Raw genomic sequence first — 16,359 nt, forward strand, 5'->3', positions numbered from 1 at the left:
CATGGTTCCGGAATGCGGGGCCCGACGGTCCCGCCCTCGTTCCGTTTGGATGGCTATTTGCTGCACTGCAAAATGAAGCCGTGCCCTCGGCGAAAGGCTTTCCCGCTGCCTTGCCGGCCTTCTTCGGCGGGTGATCCACGTGGCGTTGGAGTGGCGTGTCTTTCGTGCCGCGATGACACCACTTTCGGGTTGCTGTTCGTGGCAGATAGCAGACCACTTCAGGCGGCTCACGCCATTCTTGCTCGTCAGTGCGCAATACCAGTGGTCGGTGGTGGTCCGCATGCCACAAGCAGTCCACTTGCACGCCTGCGGACGATGCGTTTGGGCACGCAAAAACCCTCTGGCAGATCGATCCAAATCTGCTAGCGTGGATGCATGACTACTGAAAATCCGCTGCGACGCACAAAGATTGTTGCCACCCTGGGACCGGCTACCGACGCCCCGGGCATGCTGGAAAAAATCATCGCCGAAGGCGTGGACGTGGTTCGCCTGAACCTCTCCCACGGCCAGCCCGACGACCACCGCGCGCGTGCTGTCGCCGTGCGTGATGCGGCGGCCAAGCGTGGCCGCGAGGTCGGTGTGCTGGCGGATCTGCAGGGTCCGAAGATCCGCGTCGAGCGGTTCGCGCAGGGTCCGGTCGAGCTTCGTGTGGGCGATAGCTTCGTGCTGGACTGCAGTCCCGGTGCCCCGCTGGGCGATGCCACCCGCGTCGGTGTGAGCTACTATGGCTTGCCCAGCGATGTGGCCGCGGGCGACGTGCTGTTGCTCGACGATGGCCTGGTCGCGTTGACGGTGGAAGCCGTGGTCGGCGCCGAAGTGCGTTGCCGTGTGCTGATTGGCGGCCGCCTCTCCGACCGCAAGGGACTCAACCGCCAGGGTGGCGGCCTGTCGGTCAACGCCCTGTCCGACAAGGATCGGGCCGACATCAAGCTGGCCGCCGAGATCGGCGCCGACTTCCTCGCCGTGTCCTTCGTGCGCTCCGCCGCCGACATGAACGAGGCGCGCCGCCTGATGGAAGAGGCCGGCGGCAAGGCTTCGCTGGTGGCCAAGATCGAGCGTGCCGATGCCATTCCGGTGCTGGGCGAGATCATCGATGCCTCCGACGTGGTGATGGTGGCACGCGGCGACCTGGGCGTGGAGATCGGTGACGCCGAGCTGCCGGGCCTGCAGAAGAAAATCATCCGCGAGTCGGTGCAGCGCAACCGCGCCGTGATCACGGCGACACAGATGCTGCAGTCCATGGTGCGTTCGCCCATTCCGACCCGCGCGGAAGTGATGGACGTGGCCAACGCCGTCATCGACGGCACGGACGCGGTGATGTTGTCGGAGGAATCGGCGGCGGGTGCGCACCCCGACAAGGCCGTGGCGGCATTGCGTCGCATCTGCCTGGGTGCCGAGCGCCAGTTCGAGCCCAAGGAAGACCCGGCCACGCAGGGCCATTTGCTCGATCGCACCGACCAGGCCATTGCGCTGGCGGCGATGCTGCTGGCCAGCCAGCTGGGCGTGCGCGCCATCGTTGCGCTGACCGAATCGGGTGCCACCGCGCAGTGGTTGTCGCGCTACCGCAGCGCTGTGCCGATCTACGCACTGTCGCCGTTCGACGACGCGCGTCGCCGCATGTCCGTGTTCCGCGACGTGCAGGCCGTGAAGTTCACCCACGCCTCGCAGACGCCGGCAGGTTCGGCCCGCGACGCGGTGCGCCAGCTGTTCGCCCAGGGCAAGCTGTCCGAAGGCGACCGCGTGGTGCTGACCCATGGCGACCACATCGGTCGCGGTGGCGGCACCAACACGCTCAAGCTGCTGTCGGTGGGCGTCGAGGGCGTGGTGGAGTGCCTGCGCGATCTGTAAGCATGGCCTAGACATCGGCCGTGGTCCGATAGGACTAGAATCGCGGCCGATGTTTCATCCAACCATGCGCAGGAGGTTTTTCATGAACACGATGTCACGCCGTTGCGGCCAGGCCTTGGTGCTGGCACTGGCCTTGGTCGGTGCGGCGCCCCTGATGGCGCAGTCGCAGGCGCGCATGGTGGGGCCGGAGCAGATCCAGTCGTACTGGATCATGCTCAACACCAAGGTGGATGCGGATGTTCCCAACAGCGGCCGGAACATGGACAAGCCGGGCTGCGTGGCGGTGAGCTACCTGATCGGCTCCGACGGCGTTCCGCAGAACGTGACGGTGCGCAAGGTGGTGCCGCAGAGCGACCTGGATGCGGTGGCCAAGAGCGTGGTCTCCAACTTCCGCTATGGGCCGGCCCTGCACAACGGCACCCATGAGCCGATCAATACCTACTTCATCGTGCCGTTCAACTTGCCGGCCGATCCGGCGCAGAAGCAGTCGATCGTCAACGCCTGCAAGCTGCCGGGCTTCGACCAGGCCTGATCCACGCTTGATCCAGGCCGGCCTGCGGGCCGGCTTCCGGGCCGTTCAGGGGTGCTCCGGACCCCTGGATGGCTTATGGCCTATAATCGCGGCCTTTCAGCCTGGCTGCCCCTTGGGGCGGCACCACCTTGTGCGGCCCACACCGCCTAAGTATCCGGAGTTGTCATGAGCATCGAAGATCTCGAAAGCGTCGCCCTGGCGATGGTCGCGCCCGGCAAGGGCATCATCGCCATCGACGAGTCGACCAACACCATCAAGAAGCGTTTCGAGGCCGTTGGCATCGAGAACACCGAGGAGAACCGCCGCGCCTACCGTGAGCTGCTGCTCACCGCGCCCGGCCTCAACGAGCACATCTCCGGCGCGATCCTGTACGACGAAACCATTCGTCAGTCGACCAAGGACGGCGTGCCGTTCACCCAGGTGATGAAGAAGAACGGCATCATCCCGGGCATCAAGGTGGACAAGGGTCCGGTGCCGCTGGCCGGCTTCCCCGGCGACGTGGTGACCGAGGGCCTCGACGGCCTGCGCGAGCGCCTGCAGGAATACGTGAAGCTGGGCGCCCAGTTCGCCAAGTGGCGCGCCGTGATCAACATCTCCGAGGACAACCCGTCCTCCACCGCCATCGAGGCCAACTGCCACGCGCTGGCCCGCTACGCCGCGCTGTGCCAGGAAGCCGGCCTGGTGCCGATGGTCGAGCCGGAAGTCATCATGGACGGCGACCACAGCATCGAAGTCAGCTACGAAGTGCACGAAGCCGTGCTGCGCAGCCTGTTCAACGCGCTGTACGAGCAGAACGTCTTGCTGGAAGGCACCATCCTGAAGGTCAGCATGGTCATCCCGGGCAAGGAAGCGGACGAGCAGGCCGAGGTCGAGGAAGTCGCCGAAGCCACCGTGCGCGTGCTCAAGACCACCGTGCCGGCGACCCTGCCGGGCATCGTGTTCCTCTCCGGCGGCCAGACCGACGAGCAGTCCACCGCTCATCTCAATGCGATGAACCGCATGGGTCCGCACCCGTGGCCGCTGAGCTTCTCCTACGGCCGCGCCATGCAGCAGGCCGCCCTCAAGCTGTGGGCGAAGGACATGAAGGCCAACTACGTCGAAGCACAGAAGACCGTGCTGGCGCGTGCCAAGGACAATGGCCTGGCTGCGCTGGGCCAGTGGAACGCCAAGTAAGGCTTTCCGCTAACAATCGGCCAAAAGAAACGGGCGCCTCGCGGCGCCCGTTTTGTTTCCCTGTTCCGGAGACCCGTATCAGAAGCGGTATTCTGCGCTGACGCTGTACAGGTTGGTCGGCAGGTGGATGTTCTTGTCGCTCTGGCTGCCGTCGTAGTAGTCCCAGTTCAGGCCCACGCTCCACTTCGGGGTGATGTTGTAGCCAGCGCCCACGCCAGCGTAGTAGCGGGTGCTGTTGAAGTTGACGTTCTGCGGGTTGGTCTTGTCGTTGGTCAGGCCCGAACCCTTGGCGAAGAATGCACCGCCACGGACTTCACCGTACCAGCTGGGGCTGAAGTTGTAGCGCAGGTTCAAGCCGGCCGTCGCACCCTGCAGCTTGGATTCGCCATTGCTGCCGGTGTAGTTGGCATAGTTCTGGGTGTACAGGCCACGGGCGCTGGAGCGACCCAGGTACACATAACCCACCTCCATACCCAGCGAAGTCTCAGGGTTGATGGCGAAACGGTAGCCGCCCTTCACGCCACCGGCGAAGTCGCCGTTGTCATAGGGGCCCTTGTTTACCTGGCCGTAACCAGCGTTGGCGCCAACGTACCAGCCCTGCTGGGCGGTCTGACCCGCGTCCTGGGCAAAAGCGGCCGGTACGGCCATAACGCCAGCGGTCGCGAGAGCAAGAGCAAGAATGGTGTTCTTCATGGGGTAGTCCTCTTCGTCTTATGGGTCCAGACCGGGGGCCGGGGGTTCGGAAAACCACGGTCTGTGCACCTGCTTGTAACGGTGCTGATCCTTAGATGGGGAGCTGGCCAAAGAGTTTCAATACTTGTTAGTACAGGATTAAGGGTCGGTTAATTCATCGCAAGGGCCAGCCGGCGAACGCCGCACGGATTGGGCGACACGGGGCGTAAGGATCGGCGACAATAGGCGTTTTACTGCCGCCAGCCCCCGGAGACCCCTCGCAATGACAACCCGCCGCGAACTCGCCAACGCCGTGCGCGCCCTCGCCATGGACGCCGTGGAGAAGGCCAACAGTGGCCACCCGGGCATGCCCATGGGCATGGCGGATATCGCCGAGGTGCTGTGGAACGATTTCCTCCAGCACAACCCGAGCAACCCCAAGTGGTTCAATCGCGACCGGTTCGTGCTCTCCAATGGCCACGGCTCAATGCTGCAGTACGCGCTGCTGCACCTGACCGGCTATGACCTGCCGATGGACCAGCTCAAGCAATTCCGCCAGCTGCACTCCAAGACCGCCGGCCATCCGGAAGCCAGCGAAACCCCAGGCGTGGAAACCACCACCGGCCCGCTGGGCCAGGGTCTGGCCAACGCCGTCGGTTTCGCGCTGGCCGAGAAGGTGCTGGCCGACCACTTCAACCGTCCGGGCCATGAGATCGTCAACCATCACACCTATGTGTTCCTGGGCGATGGCTGCCTGATGGAAGGCATCTCGCACGAAGTCGCCTCGCTGGCGGGTACCTGGAAGCTGGGCAAGCTGGTCGCGATCTACGACGACAACGGCATCTCGATCGACGGCGAAGTGCACGGCTGGTTCACCGACAACACCCCGGAGCGTTTCGAGGCCTACGGCTGGAACGTGATCCGCGGCGTCGACGGTCATGACGCCGAGGCCATCAAGAAGGCCATCACCGAGGCCACCAGCCAGTCGGAGAAGCCCACGCTGATCTGCGCGCGCACCATCATCGGCTTCGGCGCGCCGCACAAGCAGGGCAAGGAAGAGAGCCACGGCGCCGCGCTGGGCAAGGACGAAGTCGCCGGTGCGCGCGACGAACTGGACTGGCGCCACGAGCCGTTCGTGATTCCGGCCGAGATCTATGCCGGCTGGGATCACAAGAAGGCGGGCGCCGAACGCGAGCAGAAGTGGCACGACGCCGTGGCGAAGTACTCCGCCGCGTTCCCGGAACTGGCGGCCGAGTTCAATCGCCGCGTCTCCGGCGAGCTGCCGTCCGACTGGGCCGCCAAGTCGCAGGCCTATGTCGAGAAGCTCCAGGCGGAGGGCCCGGAAGTGGCCTCGCGCAAGGCCTCGCAGATGACCCTGGACGCCTACGGCCCGCTGCTGCCGGAGCTGATCGGCGGTTCGGCGGACCTGGCCGGTTCCAACCTCACCAAGTGGAAGGGCAGCGTCGACGCCGGCAACGGCCATGACCCGAAGGGCAACTACGTCTATTACGGCGTGCGCGAGTTCGGCATGAGCGCCATCGCCAACGGCCTGGCCCTGCATGGCGGCTTCGTTCCGTATGACGCCACCTTCCTGGTGTTCTCCGATTACGCCCGCAATGCGGTGCGCATGAGCGCGCTGATTCCTGCGCATGCCATCCACGTCTACACCCACGATTCGATCGGCCTGGGCGAGGACGGTCCGACCCACCAGCCGGTGGAGCACCTTGCCTCGCTGCGCTACATCCCGAACAACCAGGTGTGGCGCCCATGCGACGCGGTGGAAACCGCCGTGTCGTGGAAGGTCGCCATCGAGCGCAAGGGCAACCCGGCGTGCCTGGTGTTCTCGCGCCAGAACCTCAGGCACCAGCAGCGCAGTGCGCAGCAGGTGGCCGACATCACCCGTGGCGGCTACGTGCTGTCCGATCCGCAGGACACCAAGTTCAAGGCCATCCTGATCGCCACCGGCTCGGAAGTGGAGCTGGCCATGGAAGCGGCCCGCACGCTCGCACAGCAGGGCGTGCCGGTGCGCGTGGTGTCGATGCCGTGCACGGAAGTGTTCGACGCGCAGCCGCTGGAATACCGCGAAGCCATCCTGCCGGGCTGGTGCCGCGCACGCGTGGCGGTGGAAGCGGCGACGGCCGACTTCTGGCGCAAGTACGTGGGCCTGGACGGCGAGGTGATCGGCATGAACAGCTTCGGTGCCTCGGCGCCGGCGCCGAAGCTGTTCGACTACTTCGGCTTTACCGTGCCGCACGTGGTCGACGCCGTGAAGCGTGTGATCGGCTGAACGCCCTGATCCCTCTCCCTGCGGGGAGGGGGCGAGAGCGCAAGCTGTTCGCCCTGGAACCAAAAAAACGCCGCGATCGTCGCGGCGTTTTTTTGCTCTTGTCTTTGCCAGAAGCGCAGCCTGCGCGCGAAAAGCCCAGGTAGCGAGAAGGCCGTGATGCCACGGTCGTGCGCAGGGCGTACCCCTGCGACGGGATGGCATCACGCCACCAGCAACTCCGTCAGATGATCCGGATCACGGGCGATGGCGTGTGCGCCGGCCTTTTCGAGTTCGGCCCGGCTGCCAAAGCCCCACAGCACGCCGACGCCGCGTACGCGGTTCGCCAGCGCGCCGTCGATGTCGAAGTGGCGATCGCCGATCATCGCCGTGTCTTCCGGACGGGCGCCGAAATCCTGCAGCGCGGCGGCGATCATCGAGGCTTTTTCGCTGTGCGGACTCGATGGATCCGGGCCGTACAGGCGGGTAAACGCGTTGCCAAACGGCAGGTGCTCGATGATCGGGCGGGCATGGCGCTCGGGCTTGCTCGTGACCACGGCCAGCGTGTGGCCGGCCGCCTGCAGCCGGTCGATCATCGGCTCGATGCCCGGATAGATCGTGTGCTCGCGCCAACCGATGGTATGGAAGCGCTGGTGGTAGTACTCCACCGCCTGTTCGATGCGGTCGTGGTCATGATCCAGCAGCGGCGCGAAGCTGTGGCGCAGCGGCGGGCCGATCCAGTGGCGCATCTCGGCCGGGTGCGCCACGCCCAGCTGCGTCAGCGCATGACGGACGCAGCCGAGGATGCCCAGCTCGGAATCGATCAGGGTGCCGTCGAGGTCGAACAGGCAGAGCATTCAGTGACCTGCGCGCGCCTTGAGGGCCGCCACGGCCGGAAGCTCCTTGCCCTCGAGGAATTCGAGGAAGGCGCCGCCGCCGGTGGAGATGTAGGACACGTCATCGGCGATACCGTACTTGTCCACCGCCGCCAGGGTGTCGCCGCCGCCGGCGATGGAGAACGCCGGGGAGGCCGCGATGGCGCGCGCCAGCGTCTCGGTGCCATGGCCGAAGGCGTCGAACTCGAACACGCCGACCGGGCCGTTCCATACCACGGTGCCGGCCTTGGCGATCAGCTCGGCGTAGCGGCGGGCGGTCTCGGGGCCGATGTCCAGGATCATCTCGCCGTCCTTCACCTCGTCGACCGCCTTCACGGTGGCCGGGGCGTGCGCGGAGAACTCCGGCGCCACCACCACGTCGACCGGCAGCGGCACGTCGGCATGGCGGCGCTTGGCGTCGGCGCTGACCTTCTTGGCGGCCGGGATGAGGTCCGGCTCGTACAGCGAGTTGCCGACGGGGTAGCCCATGGCGGCAATGAAGGTGTTGGCGATGCCGCCACCGACGATCAGCTGGTCGACCTTGCCGATCAGGTTTTCCAGCAGGGTGAGCTTGGTGGAGACCTTGGAGCCGGCGACGATGGCCAGCAGCGGGTGCGCCGGCTGCTCCAGCGCCTTGCCGAGCGCGTCCAGTTCGGCGGACAGCAGCGGGCCGGCGGCGGCGATCGGGGCGTACTTGATCACGCCATGGGTGGAGGCCTGGGCACGGTGCGCGGTGCCGAAGGCGTCCATCACGAAGATGTCGCACAGGGCGGCGTACTTCTTCGACAGCGCCTCGTCGTCCTTGCCTTCGCCCACGTTCATGCGGCAGTTCTCCAGCACCACCACTTCGCCGTCCGCCACCTCGACGCCGTCGAGGTAGTCGGCGACCAGGCGCACCGGCTGGCCGAGCTTGTCGCCCAGCCACTTGGCCACCGGGGCCAACGAGGATTCGGCGTCGAACTGGCCCTCCTTGGGGCGGCCCAGGTGCGACAGCACCATCACCTTGGCGCCGGCGTCGCGGGCGGCCTTGATGGTCGGCAGGGAGGCGTCCAGGCGCTGGGTGGAGGTGATGTGGCCGTTCTCGATCGGCACGTTCAGGTCTTCGCGGATCAGCACGCGCTTGCCGCGCAGATCAAGATCGCTCATGCGGGTAACGGACACGGCGGAACTCCCTTGCTTGGATTCGGTGAATGGGTGCCGGTGGCACGAACCGCCTATTGTCCCGCCCGGTCCGCAGCGATGCAAACCGCATGGCAGGTATCCTAGGTGCCCGGTATTTCCGCGCGAGGACACCCCATGGAGCAGCAGGATCTGGTGCTGTACGGCTATTGGCGCTCCAGCGCCGCCTATCGGGTGCGCATCGCGCTGAACCTGAAGGGGCTGGCCTACGAATCGCGGCCGGTGCACCTGGTCAACAACGGCGGCGAGCAGCATGCGCCGGATTTCCAGGCCCTCAACCCGCAGGAGCTGGTGCCCTGCCTGGTGGACCAGGGGCGGGTGTTCACCCAGTCGATGGCGATCCTGGAGTACCTGGACGAGACACGGCCGCAGGTGCCGCTGCTGCCGCCCGATGCGGCGGGGCGGGCCCGGGTGCGGGCGCTGTCGCAGGTGGTGGCCTGCGACATCCATCCGCTGGGCAACCTGCGCGTGCTGCAGCACCTAGTCAGCCAGTTCGGCGCAGACGCCGCCGCCAAGGGGGTGTGGTCGCGGCACTGGATCAGCCTGGGCCTGCACGCGCTGGAAACCATGCTGGCCGGCCACGTGGCCACTGGCCGCTTCTGCCATGGTGACACGCCAGGCATGGCTGATGCCTGCCTGGTACCGCAGGTCTACAACGCGTTGCGCTGGAAGCTGCCGATGGAGGAGTACCCCACCATCCTCCGCATCCATGAGGCCTGCCAGGCGCTGGAAGCGTTCCAGCGCGCGGCACCGGAGGCGCAGGCCGACGCGCCGGTGGCCTGATGGCCTCGACGGGCCTTTGGGAGCGGTTGTGGCGTTGGCAGCGGGGGCGCCAGGGCAGTGGCTACGACAAGCTGCTGCTCGGCGGAACCTATTGGCCGCTGCCTTGCGACTGCTATCTGTTGCGTTTCCCCACCGGCACCTCGGTGCCTGCGCATACCGACAAGGTGGAGCGCGGGCGGCATTACCGCCTCAACCTCATCCTGTGGCCTGCGCGCCGGGGCGGCGAGTTCGTCTGTGCGCGCCCCATGCATGCCAGCCGGCGCATCAAGCTGTTCCGCCCGGACCTGGAAGAACACAGCGTCACGACGATCGAGGAAGGCACCCGCTGGGTGTTGAGCTTTGGCTGGGTGCGTGGCGCACGGAGCGCCGGAACGCGCCCCGCCGCCTGAGGGGCCGGGTCAGAAGCCCAGCCCGTACGGATCGTTGCCTGCCAGTTCCACGCTTTCCGCATTGCCGCCCTCGGACAGGCGCACCTTGAGCGCCAGGCCGTCGCGCGAGTCCGCCTTGTTGAGCGCCTCGTCCAGCTCGATGCGGCCTTCCTTGTAGAGGCGGTACAGCGACTGGTCGAACGTCTGCATGCCTTCCTGCAGGCTGCGGTCCATCGCTTCCTTGATGTCGTGCACTTGGCCGCGGCGGATCATGTCGCGGATCAGCGGTGTGTTCAGCAGCACCTCGGTCGCCGGCAGGCGGCGGCCATCCTTGCCCACCACCAGGCGCTGGCTGATCACCGCGCGCAGGTTGAGCGCGAGATTCATCAGCACGTTCTTGTGCGCCGATTCGGGGAAGAAGTTGAGGATGCGCTCCAGCGTCTGGTCGGCATTGTTGGAGTGCAGGGTGGCCAGGCACAGGTGGCCGGTTTCGGAGAAGGCGATGGCCGCCTCCATGGTGTCGGTGTCGCGGATCTCGCCGATCATGATCACGTCGGGCGCCTCGCGCATCGCGTTGCGCAGGGCCTCGTGGTAGCTGTGCGTGTCCAGGCCGACCTCGCGCTGGTTCACGATCGACTTCTTGTGGCGGTGCAGGTACTCGATCGGGTCCTCGATGGTGAGGATGTGGCCCGAGGAGTTCTGGTTGCGGTGGTCGATCATTGCCGCCAGGGTGGTCGACTTGCCCGAGCCGGTGGCGCCGACCACCAGGATCAGCCCGCGCGGCTCCATGATCAGCTCGCGGAAGATGCTGGGCAGCTGCAGCTGGTCGATGCTCGGGATCTCGCTCTTGATGGCGCGGATCACCATGCCCACTTCGCCGCGCTGCTTGAACACGTTGATGCGGAAGCGGCCGGCTTCCTTCACCGCCAGCGCCATGTTCAGCTCCAGGTCGCGCTCGAACTGCGGTACCTGGCCCTCGTCCATCAGCGAATAGGCGATTTTCTTGACCATGCCGCTCGGCAGGCCGGTGTTGCCCAGCGGATAAAGCTTGCCCTCGACCTTGATGTTCACAGGGGCGCCCGTCGTCAGGAACATATCCGACGCGCCCTTGTCAACCATTAGCTTGAGGAAATAACCAATGTCCACTCGAATCCCCTAATTTCGCGCGCATTGCTAAAGTCGATTATGCCCGCCCACAATACGCTGCGACACTCCGAGAGGACTGAGTGATGGTGCACATCTTTTCCCCGCTGTCGGGCCGCCGCAGGGCCGGCCGTACGGCGGTTTCCACCCTGACGCTGGCGTTCACGCTGGCGCTGTCCGGCTGCGCCACCACGCCGCCGCCGGACAATGCCATGAACCAGGCCCAGGTCCAGCTCCAGGCCGCCCGTGACGCGGGTGCCGCCGACTACGACCCGGTTGACCTGGGCTTTGCCCAGAGCAAGTTCCAGCAGGCCCAGAACGCCATGGCCAGCCGCAAGTACGACGATGCGGCCGTGCTGGCAGACGAGGCCCGTGCCGATGCCGAGCTGGCCCGTGCCAAGGCCCGCCTGGCCGCCGCCCGGGCCCAGCTCCAGAGCAAGACGGCCGCCCACCAGCAGTTGCGCGACCAGATCGACCAGTCGCTGGCCGAGCAGCAACAGCAGGACCAGTCGCAAAACGCCGGCCTGCCAAACCAGCAGCAGACCACCGACATGCCGGCACCCTCCAGCTCTTCGCTGGGCGCGCCGATCCCGCAGGGGCAGGGCTTCCAGACCATTCCCCAGAACACTGACCAGACCGTTCCCCAGTCGAACACCGACCAGGGAGGCCACCCATGAAATCTCTGACTCTTCGACTTTCGGCGCTGTTCCTGGCCGTCGCGGCCGCAGGTGCGGCCCATGCCGCCAAGGAAGACATGGACGTAGCGCGGCTGAACAACAGCCTGGACCAGCTCGCCGGTGACCCGGTGCTGGGCGGCTATGCCCAGGCCGAACAGGCGCGTGCCCGTGATGCCGTGAACCAGCTGTCCCAGGCCCGCTCGCGTGACCGCGCCCACGCCCTGTACATGGCCGAGCGCCGGGTCGACCTGGCCCGCGCCACCGCACAGCTGCAGGACGCCCAGCTGCAGGTGAACAAGCTGGACCGCGAACACGACCAGATCCAGCTCGACGGCAGCCGCCGCGAGGCGGACCTGGCCCGCCAGGAACTGGAGCGCCAGCGCCTGCAGTACCAGATGGCGCAGGAGGAGGCCGCACGCCAGGCCGCGGCCGGCGCCGAGGCCACGGCCCAGGCGCAGGCCGAGGCAGCCCAGGCCAAGAAACTGGCGGCGGCCCAGGCGAAGGTGGCCAACGCCGCCAAGAAGCAGGCTGAGCTGGCGGCGCAGGCCGCCAAGCTGATGCGTTCGCAGATGCAGCAGGGCGACAGCGGCGCCGCGAGCGACGCGTCCAAGGACACCGGCAAGTAATCCCGCTTCCGGTTGTCTCAGGCCATGCACCGAAGGCCGGCAGGGCACACCTGCCGGCCTTCGTCATTGCGGGCGCGACCACGGTGGCGACGCGGGCTGGCGGCGCATTCGTTCACGTTGCGAAAAGCCGTTGTTGCCATCGTGCAAAAGACTGCTGGGGCAGCTTGTTCAGCGTGATCGACGAGGTGCGTCCCAGGCCTTTTGTGACGCTTGCATGACCCTCGGTCGGGGAGTAGCGTCGGTTCTCCAGGGGGCATCTCCGCCGCCTGGACCACCGACCTGAATCATGCATTCATCCTTCCCCTTCAAACGCGCTCCATGACCGGTCATCCGGCGTGGGCCGTGGGTGTGTGCGTGTTCAACGTCAGCGGGTACCCCTCCCAGGTCCCGCCGTTCTCTCCAGAGGAGGTTCGAACATGTTTGAAAACCAGCAGCGTGATGATGTCGAAGCCTTGATGAAAGCCGACGCGGAGTTTCGTCGGCTGTACCAGCACCATCAGGAGCTCGACAGCAAGGTGCACGACGCCGAGATTGGTGTACTTCCCATCGACGACATGACGTTGTCGGGCATGAAGAAGGAGAAACTCCATGCCAAGGAGCGTCTCCAGCGCATGTGGGACACCCGAGCGCACCGCATCAACTGAACCTGCGAGGTTTCGCATGAACGCGGCCCCGGTACCTCCCGCCCAGGGAGGGTTTCCGGGGCCGCTGTCGTTTGGGGAGGGGGAGGCGTCAGGGTCGTCGGGTTATGATCGGCGTCCCTTCCGGCTGCAGCGATGCAGCCGGGCCTATTGCAAGGAGTCCCCATGTCGGTCCACCAGAGTGTCCTCGAACTGATCGGACGTACCCCGATGGTACGCGCGCAGCGACTGGACGTCGGACCGTGTGAGTTGTTCCTCAAGCTGGAAAGCGCCAATCCGGGCGGCTCGATCAAGGACCGCATCGGCCTGTCGATGATCGAAGGCGCCGAGAAGGCCGGCAAGATCCGCCCGGGCGACACCCTGGTGGAGGGCACCGCCGGCAATACCGGCCTGGGCCTGGCCCTGGTGGCGCAGCAGAAGGGCTATCGCCTGATCCTGGTGGTGCCCGACAAGATGAGCCGCGAGAAAATCTTCAACCTCAAGGCCATGGGCGCAGAAGTCGTGCTGACCCGTTCGGACGTGGCCAAGGGCCACCCGGAGTACTACCAGGACATGGCCGAGCGCATCGCGCGCGAAACGCCCAATGCCTACTTCATCAACCAGTTCGGCAACCCGGACAACCCGGCTGCGCACATCGCCACCACCGGCCCCGAGATCCTCGAGCAGCTGGATGGCAAGGTCGACGCCATCGTGGTCGGCTGCGGCTCGTCGGGCACGCTGAGCGGACTGTCCAAGTTCTTTGCCGAGCACTCGCCGCAGACCGAATTCGTGCTGGCCGATCCGGTCGGTTCGATCCTCGCGCAGTACATCAACGAGGGCACGCTCTCGGCCAAGTCCGGCAGTTGGATGGTGGAAGGCATCGGTGAGGACTTCCTGCCCAGCATCAGCGACTTCACGCGCGTGAAGAAGGCCTACGCGATCCCCGACAAGGAGAGCTTCCTGGCGGCACGCGAGCTGCTGGCCAAGGAGGGCATCCTCGGTGGATCCTCCACCGGTACGCTGTTGGCCGCCGCGCTGCGCTACTGCCGCGAGCAGACGACGCCCAAGCGCGTGGTGAGCCTGGTGTGCGACACCGGCAACAAGTACCTCTCGAAGATGTACAACGACTACTGGATGCTCGACAACGGCTTCATTGAGCGCGAGCGGCACGGCGACCTGCGCGACCTGCTGCTGCGCCCGTTCGCCCAGCGCGACACGGTGGTGGTGGGACCGGGCGAGTTGCTGATGACGGCATACACGCGCATGAAGCTCTACGACGTCTCCCAGCTGCCGGTGATGGATGGCAGTCGCCTGGTCGGCATCCTCGACGAATCCGACGTGTTGATGCACGTGCATGCCGATGAGTCGAAGTTCCGTGATGCGGTGTCCACCGCCATGATCACCAACCTGCAGATGCTCGACGTGCGCTCGCCGATCGAGTCGCTGTTGCCGGTGTTCGAGCGGGGGCACGTGGCCATCGTGGTCGATGGGGAACAATTCCTCGGCCTGATCACCCGCATCGACCTGCTGAACTATCTACGCCGCAAGGTGCATTGAATCCGGTGGATGGAGCGGTCCAGGATGGGCCATCGGACCGCCCTCCGCCCACCACGAAAGTTTGTTGAAATCAGGTATCGACACAGTCGCACTCCGCGACCGGATGGATCGCACCTGTTTCGAAGGAGTAACAGCTCATGTGTGGAATCGTTGCCGCTGCCGCCCAGCGTGATGTCGCGCCCCTGCTGATTGCCGGCCTCAAGGCGCTCGAATACCGCGGCTACGACTCGGCTGGCCTTGCGGTGCTCGACCAGGGTGTCATCCAGCGCGTGCGGGCCAAGGGCAAGGTGCGCGAGATGGAGGGGCTGTACCTGTCCCATCCGTTCCCCGGTGGCACCGGGATTGCCCATACGCGTTGGGCTACCCATGGCGTGCCCAACGAGGCAAACGCACACCCGCACATGGCCGGCAGCGTCGCCCTGGTGCACAACGGCATCATCGAGAACTACGCCAGCCTGCGCGCGGACCTGCAGGCGCGCGGCCACGAGTTCACCTCCGAAACTGACACCGAGGTGATGGCGGCGCTGATCAACGAACACGTGGAGTCGGGCATGGGCCTGCGCGAAGCGGTGCTGGCCACCGTGCGCGAGCTGGAAGGTGCCTATGCGATCGCCGTGATCAGCAGCAAGGAACCGGGACGGGTGATCGGTGCCCGTCACGGTGCGCCGCTGCTGGTGGGCGTGGGCATTGGCGAGCATTTCCTGGGTTCGGATGCGCAGGCGCTGATCCAGGTCACCAACAAGATCATTTATCTCGACGAGGACGATGTCGCCGAGATCACCCGCGACGGCGTGGAGATCTTCAATCTCGACGGCGAGCGCGTGCAGCGCGCCATGCATGAGAGCGAGCTTTCCGCCGACGCGGTGGAGCGCGGCGAATTCCGCCACTACATGCAGAAGGAAATCTTCGAGCAGCCCAATGCGGTGGCGGCGACGCTTGAGGCACGCATCGGCCCGCACGGCGTGTTGCCGAACATCTTCGGGGTGGATGGCGACGACCTGCTGGCGCGTACGCGTGGGCTGCACATCATCGCCTGCGGCACCAGCTATCACGCCGGCATGGTGGCCAAGTACTGGATCGAGGAACACGCCCGCCTGCCGGTGAGCGTGGAGGTGGCCAGCGAGTACCGCTATCGTGAAGCGGTGGTGCCGGAAGGCACGCTGTTCGTGGCGATCTCGCAGTCCGGCGAAACCGCCGACACGCTGGCGGCGATGCGCGAATCGCGTCGCCGTGGCTACCTCGGCACGCTGGCCATCTGCAACGTGCCCGAGTCGTCGGTGGTGCGCGAGGCCGATCTCAAGCTGATGACGCGTGCCGGCCCGGAAATTGGCGTGGCCTCCACCAAGGCGTTCACCACCCAGCTCACCGCGCTGGCCCTGCTGACCCTGCATCTGGCCCAGCAGCGCGGGTTGGACAAGGTCCGCTACGAGGACCTGTGCAGCCAGCTGCTGCACCTGCCGCGTGCGATCGAGGACGCGCTGAAGCTCGAGCCACAGGTGATCGAACTGGCCGCGCACCTGATCCATCGCCAGCATGCGCTGTTCCTGGGTCGCGGCGCGCAGTATCCGGTGGCGCTGGAAGGTTCGCTCAAGCTCAAGGAAATCTCCTATATCCACGCCGAGGCCTACCCGGCCGGCGAGCTCAAGCACGGCCCGCTGGCGCTGGTGGACGAGGACATGCCGGTGATCGCGGTGGCGCCGAGCGGCCCTCTGCTCGACAAGCTCAAGTCCAACCTGCAGGAAGTGCGCGCGCGCGGCGGTGAGCTGCTGGTGTTCGCCGACGGCGAGGCTTGCCTTGAAGGCAACAGTGCGCGTGGGGCCACGCTGCGCATCAATGGCGGCGGCGATTTCATCGCACCCGCGGTGTTCACCGTTCCCTTGCAACTGCTCGCCTACCACGTGGCCGTGCTGCGCGGCACCGACGTGGACCAGCCGCGCAACCTGGCGAAATCGGTGACGGTGGAGTAAGAGGGCCATCGATACCGCAGCCCCTTCGGGGCGCGTATCCAACAAAAAAGCCGCGCTTTCGCGCGGCTTTTTTGTT

At 66.0% G+C, this 16,359-nt stretch carries 15 protein-coding genes; 11 read left to right on the forward strand and 4 right to left on the reverse strand.

Features of this window, described 5'->3' with window-relative positions; genetic code table 11:
* Nucleotides 1-375: 375 nt before the first annotated feature.
* The 3 genes from pyk (at nucleotide 376) to DVU99_RS16610 (ending at nucleotide 3,553) form a co-directional block, all read left to right on the forward strand.
* Nucleotides 376-1,848, forward strand: a complete 1,473-nt coding sequence (pyk, locus tag DVU99_RS16600) for a pyruvate kinase (RefSeq protein WP_114241344.1) — start codon at nucleotides 376-378, stop codon at nucleotides 1,846-1,848.
* An 82-nt stretch (nucleotides 1,849-1,930) separates the two neighbouring features.
* A complete protein-coding gene (locus DVU99_RS16605) occupies nucleotides 1,931-2,380 on the forward strand; it encodes an energy transducer TonB (RefSeq protein ID WP_114241345.1) in 450 nt (149 codons plus the stop codon).
* Nucleotides 2,381-2,545: 165 nt separating this feature from the next.
* Nucleotides 2,546-3,553: a class I fructose-bisphosphate aldolase gene (locus DVU99_RS16610; protein ID WP_114241346.1), complete on the forward strand. Its 1,008-nt coding sequence runs from the start codon at nucleotides 2,546-2,548 to the stop codon at nucleotides 3,551-3,553.
* Between the two features lie 78 nt (nucleotides 3,554-3,631).
* Here the strand turns inward: DVU99_RS16610 and DVU99_RS16615 are convergent, their stop codons facing one another.
* Nucleotides 3,632-4,246: an outer membrane beta-barrel protein gene (locus DVU99_RS16615; protein ID WP_114241347.1), complete on the reverse strand. Its 615-nt coding sequence runs from the start codon at nucleotides 4,244-4,246 to the stop codon at nucleotides 3,632-3,634.
* Between the two features lie 262 nt (nucleotides 4,247-4,508).
* On the opposite strand from DVU99_RS16615, the gene tkt reads away from it, so the two are divergent.
* Nucleotides 4,509-6,512, forward strand: a complete 2,004-nt coding sequence (tkt, locus tag DVU99_RS16620; RefSeq protein WP_114241348.1) for a transketolase — start codon at nucleotides 4,509-4,511, stop codon at nucleotides 6,510-6,512.
* 200 nt (nucleotides 6,513-6,712) lie between these two features.
* Here tkt and DVU99_RS16625 read toward each other — a convergent pair whose 3' ends face one another.
* Nucleotides 6,713-7,345: an HAD hydrolase-like protein gene (locus DVU99_RS16625; protein ID WP_114241349.1), complete on the reverse strand. Its 633-nt coding sequence runs from the start codon at nucleotides 7,343-7,345 to the stop codon at nucleotides 6,713-6,715.
* Nucleotides 7,346-8,524: a phosphoglycerate kinase gene (locus tag DVU99_RS16630; protein WP_114241350.1), complete on the reverse strand. Its 1,179-nt coding sequence runs from the start codon at nucleotides 8,522-8,524 to the stop codon at nucleotides 7,346-7,348.
* A 135-nt stretch (nucleotides 8,525-8,659) separates the two neighbouring features.
* Between DVU99_RS16630 and maiA the strand changes: the two genes are divergently transcribed.
* Both maiA and DVU99_RS16640 read left to right on the forward strand, forming a co-directional pair.
* On the forward strand, nucleotides 8,660-9,325 hold the full coding sequence (gene maiA / locus DVU99_RS16635) for a maleylacetoacetate isomerase (RefSeq protein WP_114241351.1): 666 nt from the start codon (nucleotides 8,660-8,662) through the stop codon (nucleotides 9,323-9,325).
* Nucleotides 9,325-9,714 carry a 2OG-Fe(II) oxygenase gene (locus DVU99_RS16640; protein WP_114241352.1) on the forward strand — a complete coding sequence of 130 codons (390 nt, stop codon included), beginning with the start codon at nucleotides 9,325-9,327 and terminating at the stop codon, nucleotides 9,712-9,714. Before maiA ends, DVU99_RS16640 begins: the two co-directional genes overlap by 1 nt.
* A gap of 9 nt (nucleotides 9,715-9,723) precedes the next feature.
* Here the strand turns inward: DVU99_RS16640 and DVU99_RS16645 are convergent, their stop codons facing one another.
* Nucleotides 9,724-10,812, reverse strand: coding sequence for a PilT/PilU family type 4a pilus ATPase (locus DVU99_RS16645; RefSeq protein WP_198670362.1), 1,089 nt, complete (start codon nucleotides 10,810-10,812; stop codon nucleotides 9,724-9,726).
* A 110-nt stretch (nucleotides 10,813-10,922) separates the two neighbouring features.
* Here DVU99_RS16645 and DVU99_RS16650 point away from each other — a divergent pair, with 110 nt between their 5' ends.
* The 5 genes from DVU99_RS16650 to glmS all read left to right on the forward strand — a co-directional run bounded on the left by DVU99_RS16650 (nucleotide 10,923) and on the right by glmS (nucleotide 16,283).
* Entirely contained in the window at nucleotides 10,923-11,513 is a 591-nt protein-coding gene (locus DVU99_RS16650) for a DUF4398 domain-containing protein (RefSeq protein ID WP_114241354.1), read from the forward strand.
* Complete coding sequence (locus DVU99_RS16655) at nucleotides 11,510-12,139, forward strand: hypothetical protein (RefSeq protein ID WP_114241355.1); 630 nt, start codon at nucleotides 11,510-11,512, stop codon at nucleotides 12,137-12,139. Before DVU99_RS16650 ends, DVU99_RS16655 begins: the two co-directional genes overlap by 4 nt.
* A gap of 416 nt (nucleotides 12,140-12,555) precedes the next feature.
* Nucleotides 12,556-12,783, forward strand: a complete 228-nt coding sequence (locus tag DVU99_RS16660; RefSeq protein ID WP_074548679.1) for a YdcH family protein — start codon at nucleotides 12,556-12,558, stop codon at nucleotides 12,781-12,783.
* Nucleotides 12,784-12,945: 162 nt separating this feature from the next.
* Nucleotides 12,946-14,316 (forward strand): pyridoxal-phosphate dependent enzyme, encoded by a 1,371-nt coding sequence (locus tag DVU99_RS16665; protein WP_114241356.1) that lies wholly within the window; start codon nucleotides 12,946-12,948, stop codon nucleotides 14,314-14,316.
* 137 nt (nucleotides 14,317-14,453) lie between these two features.
* On the forward strand, nucleotides 14,454-16,283 hold the full coding sequence (gene glmS, locus DVU99_RS16670) for a glutamine--fructose-6-phosphate transaminase (isomerizing) (RefSeq protein ID WP_114241357.1): 1,830 nt from the start codon (nucleotides 14,454-14,456) through the stop codon (nucleotides 16,281-16,283).
* The last annotated feature ends 76 nt before the right edge of the window (nucleotides 16,284-16,359 follow it).

Origin of the sequence: Dyella sp. C9 (genome assembly GCF_003332825.1) — a bacterium.
GTDB lineage: Bacteria > Pseudomonadota > Gammaproteobacteria > Xanthomonadales > Rhodanobacteraceae > Dyella.

Coding starts and splice junctions, on each gene's coding strand:
- glmS (WP_114241357.1), top strand. CDS start 14,454: ATGTGTGGAATCGTTGCCGCTGCCGCCCAGCGTGATGTCGCGCCCCTG.
- DVU99_RS16605 (WP_114241345.1), top strand. CDS start 1,931: ATGAACACGATGTCACGCCGTTGCGGCCAGGCCTTGGTGCTGGCACTG.
- DVU99_RS16615 (WP_114241347.1), bottom strand. CDS start 4,246: ATGAAGAACACCATTCTTGCTCTTGCTCTCGCGACCGCTGGCGTTATG.
- DVU99_RS16665 (WP_114241356.1), top strand. CDS start 12,946: ATGTCGGTCCACCAGAGTGTCCTCGAACTGATCGGACGTACCCCGATG.
- DVU99_RS16655 (WP_114241355.1), top strand. CDS start 11,510: ATGAAATCTCTGACTCTTCGACTTTCGGCGCTGTTCCTGGCCGTCGCG.
- DVU99_RS16650 (WP_114241354.1), top strand. CDS start 10,923: ATGGTGCACATCTTTTCCCCGCTGTCGGGCCGCCGCAGGGCCGGCCGT.
- DVU99_RS16610 (WP_114241346.1), top strand. CDS start 2,546: ATGAGCATCGAAGATCTCGAAAGCGTCGCCCTGGCGATGGTCGCGCCC.
- DVU99_RS16640 (WP_114241352.1), top strand. CDS start 9,325: ATGGCCTCGACGGGCCTTTGGGAGCGGTTGTGGCGTTGGCAGCGGGGG.
- pyk (WP_114241344.1), top strand. CDS start 376: ATGACTACTGAAAATCCGCTGCGACGCACAAAGATTGTTGCCACCCTG.
- tkt (WP_114241348.1), top strand. CDS start 4,509: ATGACAACCCGCCGCGAACTCGCCAACGCCGTGCGCGCCCTCGCCATG.
- DVU99_RS16660 (WP_074548679.1), top strand. CDS start 12,556: ATGTTTGAAAACCAGCAGCGTGATGATGTCGAAGCCTTGATGAAAGCC.
- maiA (WP_114241351.1), top strand. CDS start 8,660: ATGGAGCAGCAGGATCTGGTGCTGTACGGCTATTGGCGCTCCAGCGCC.
- DVU99_RS16625 (WP_114241349.1), bottom strand. CDS start 7,345: ATGCTCTGCCTGTTCGACCTCGACGGCACCCTGATCGATTCCGAGCTG.
- DVU99_RS16645 (WP_198670362.1), bottom strand. CDS start 10,812: ATGGTTGACAAGGGCGCGTCGGATATGTTCCTGACGACGGGCGCCCCT.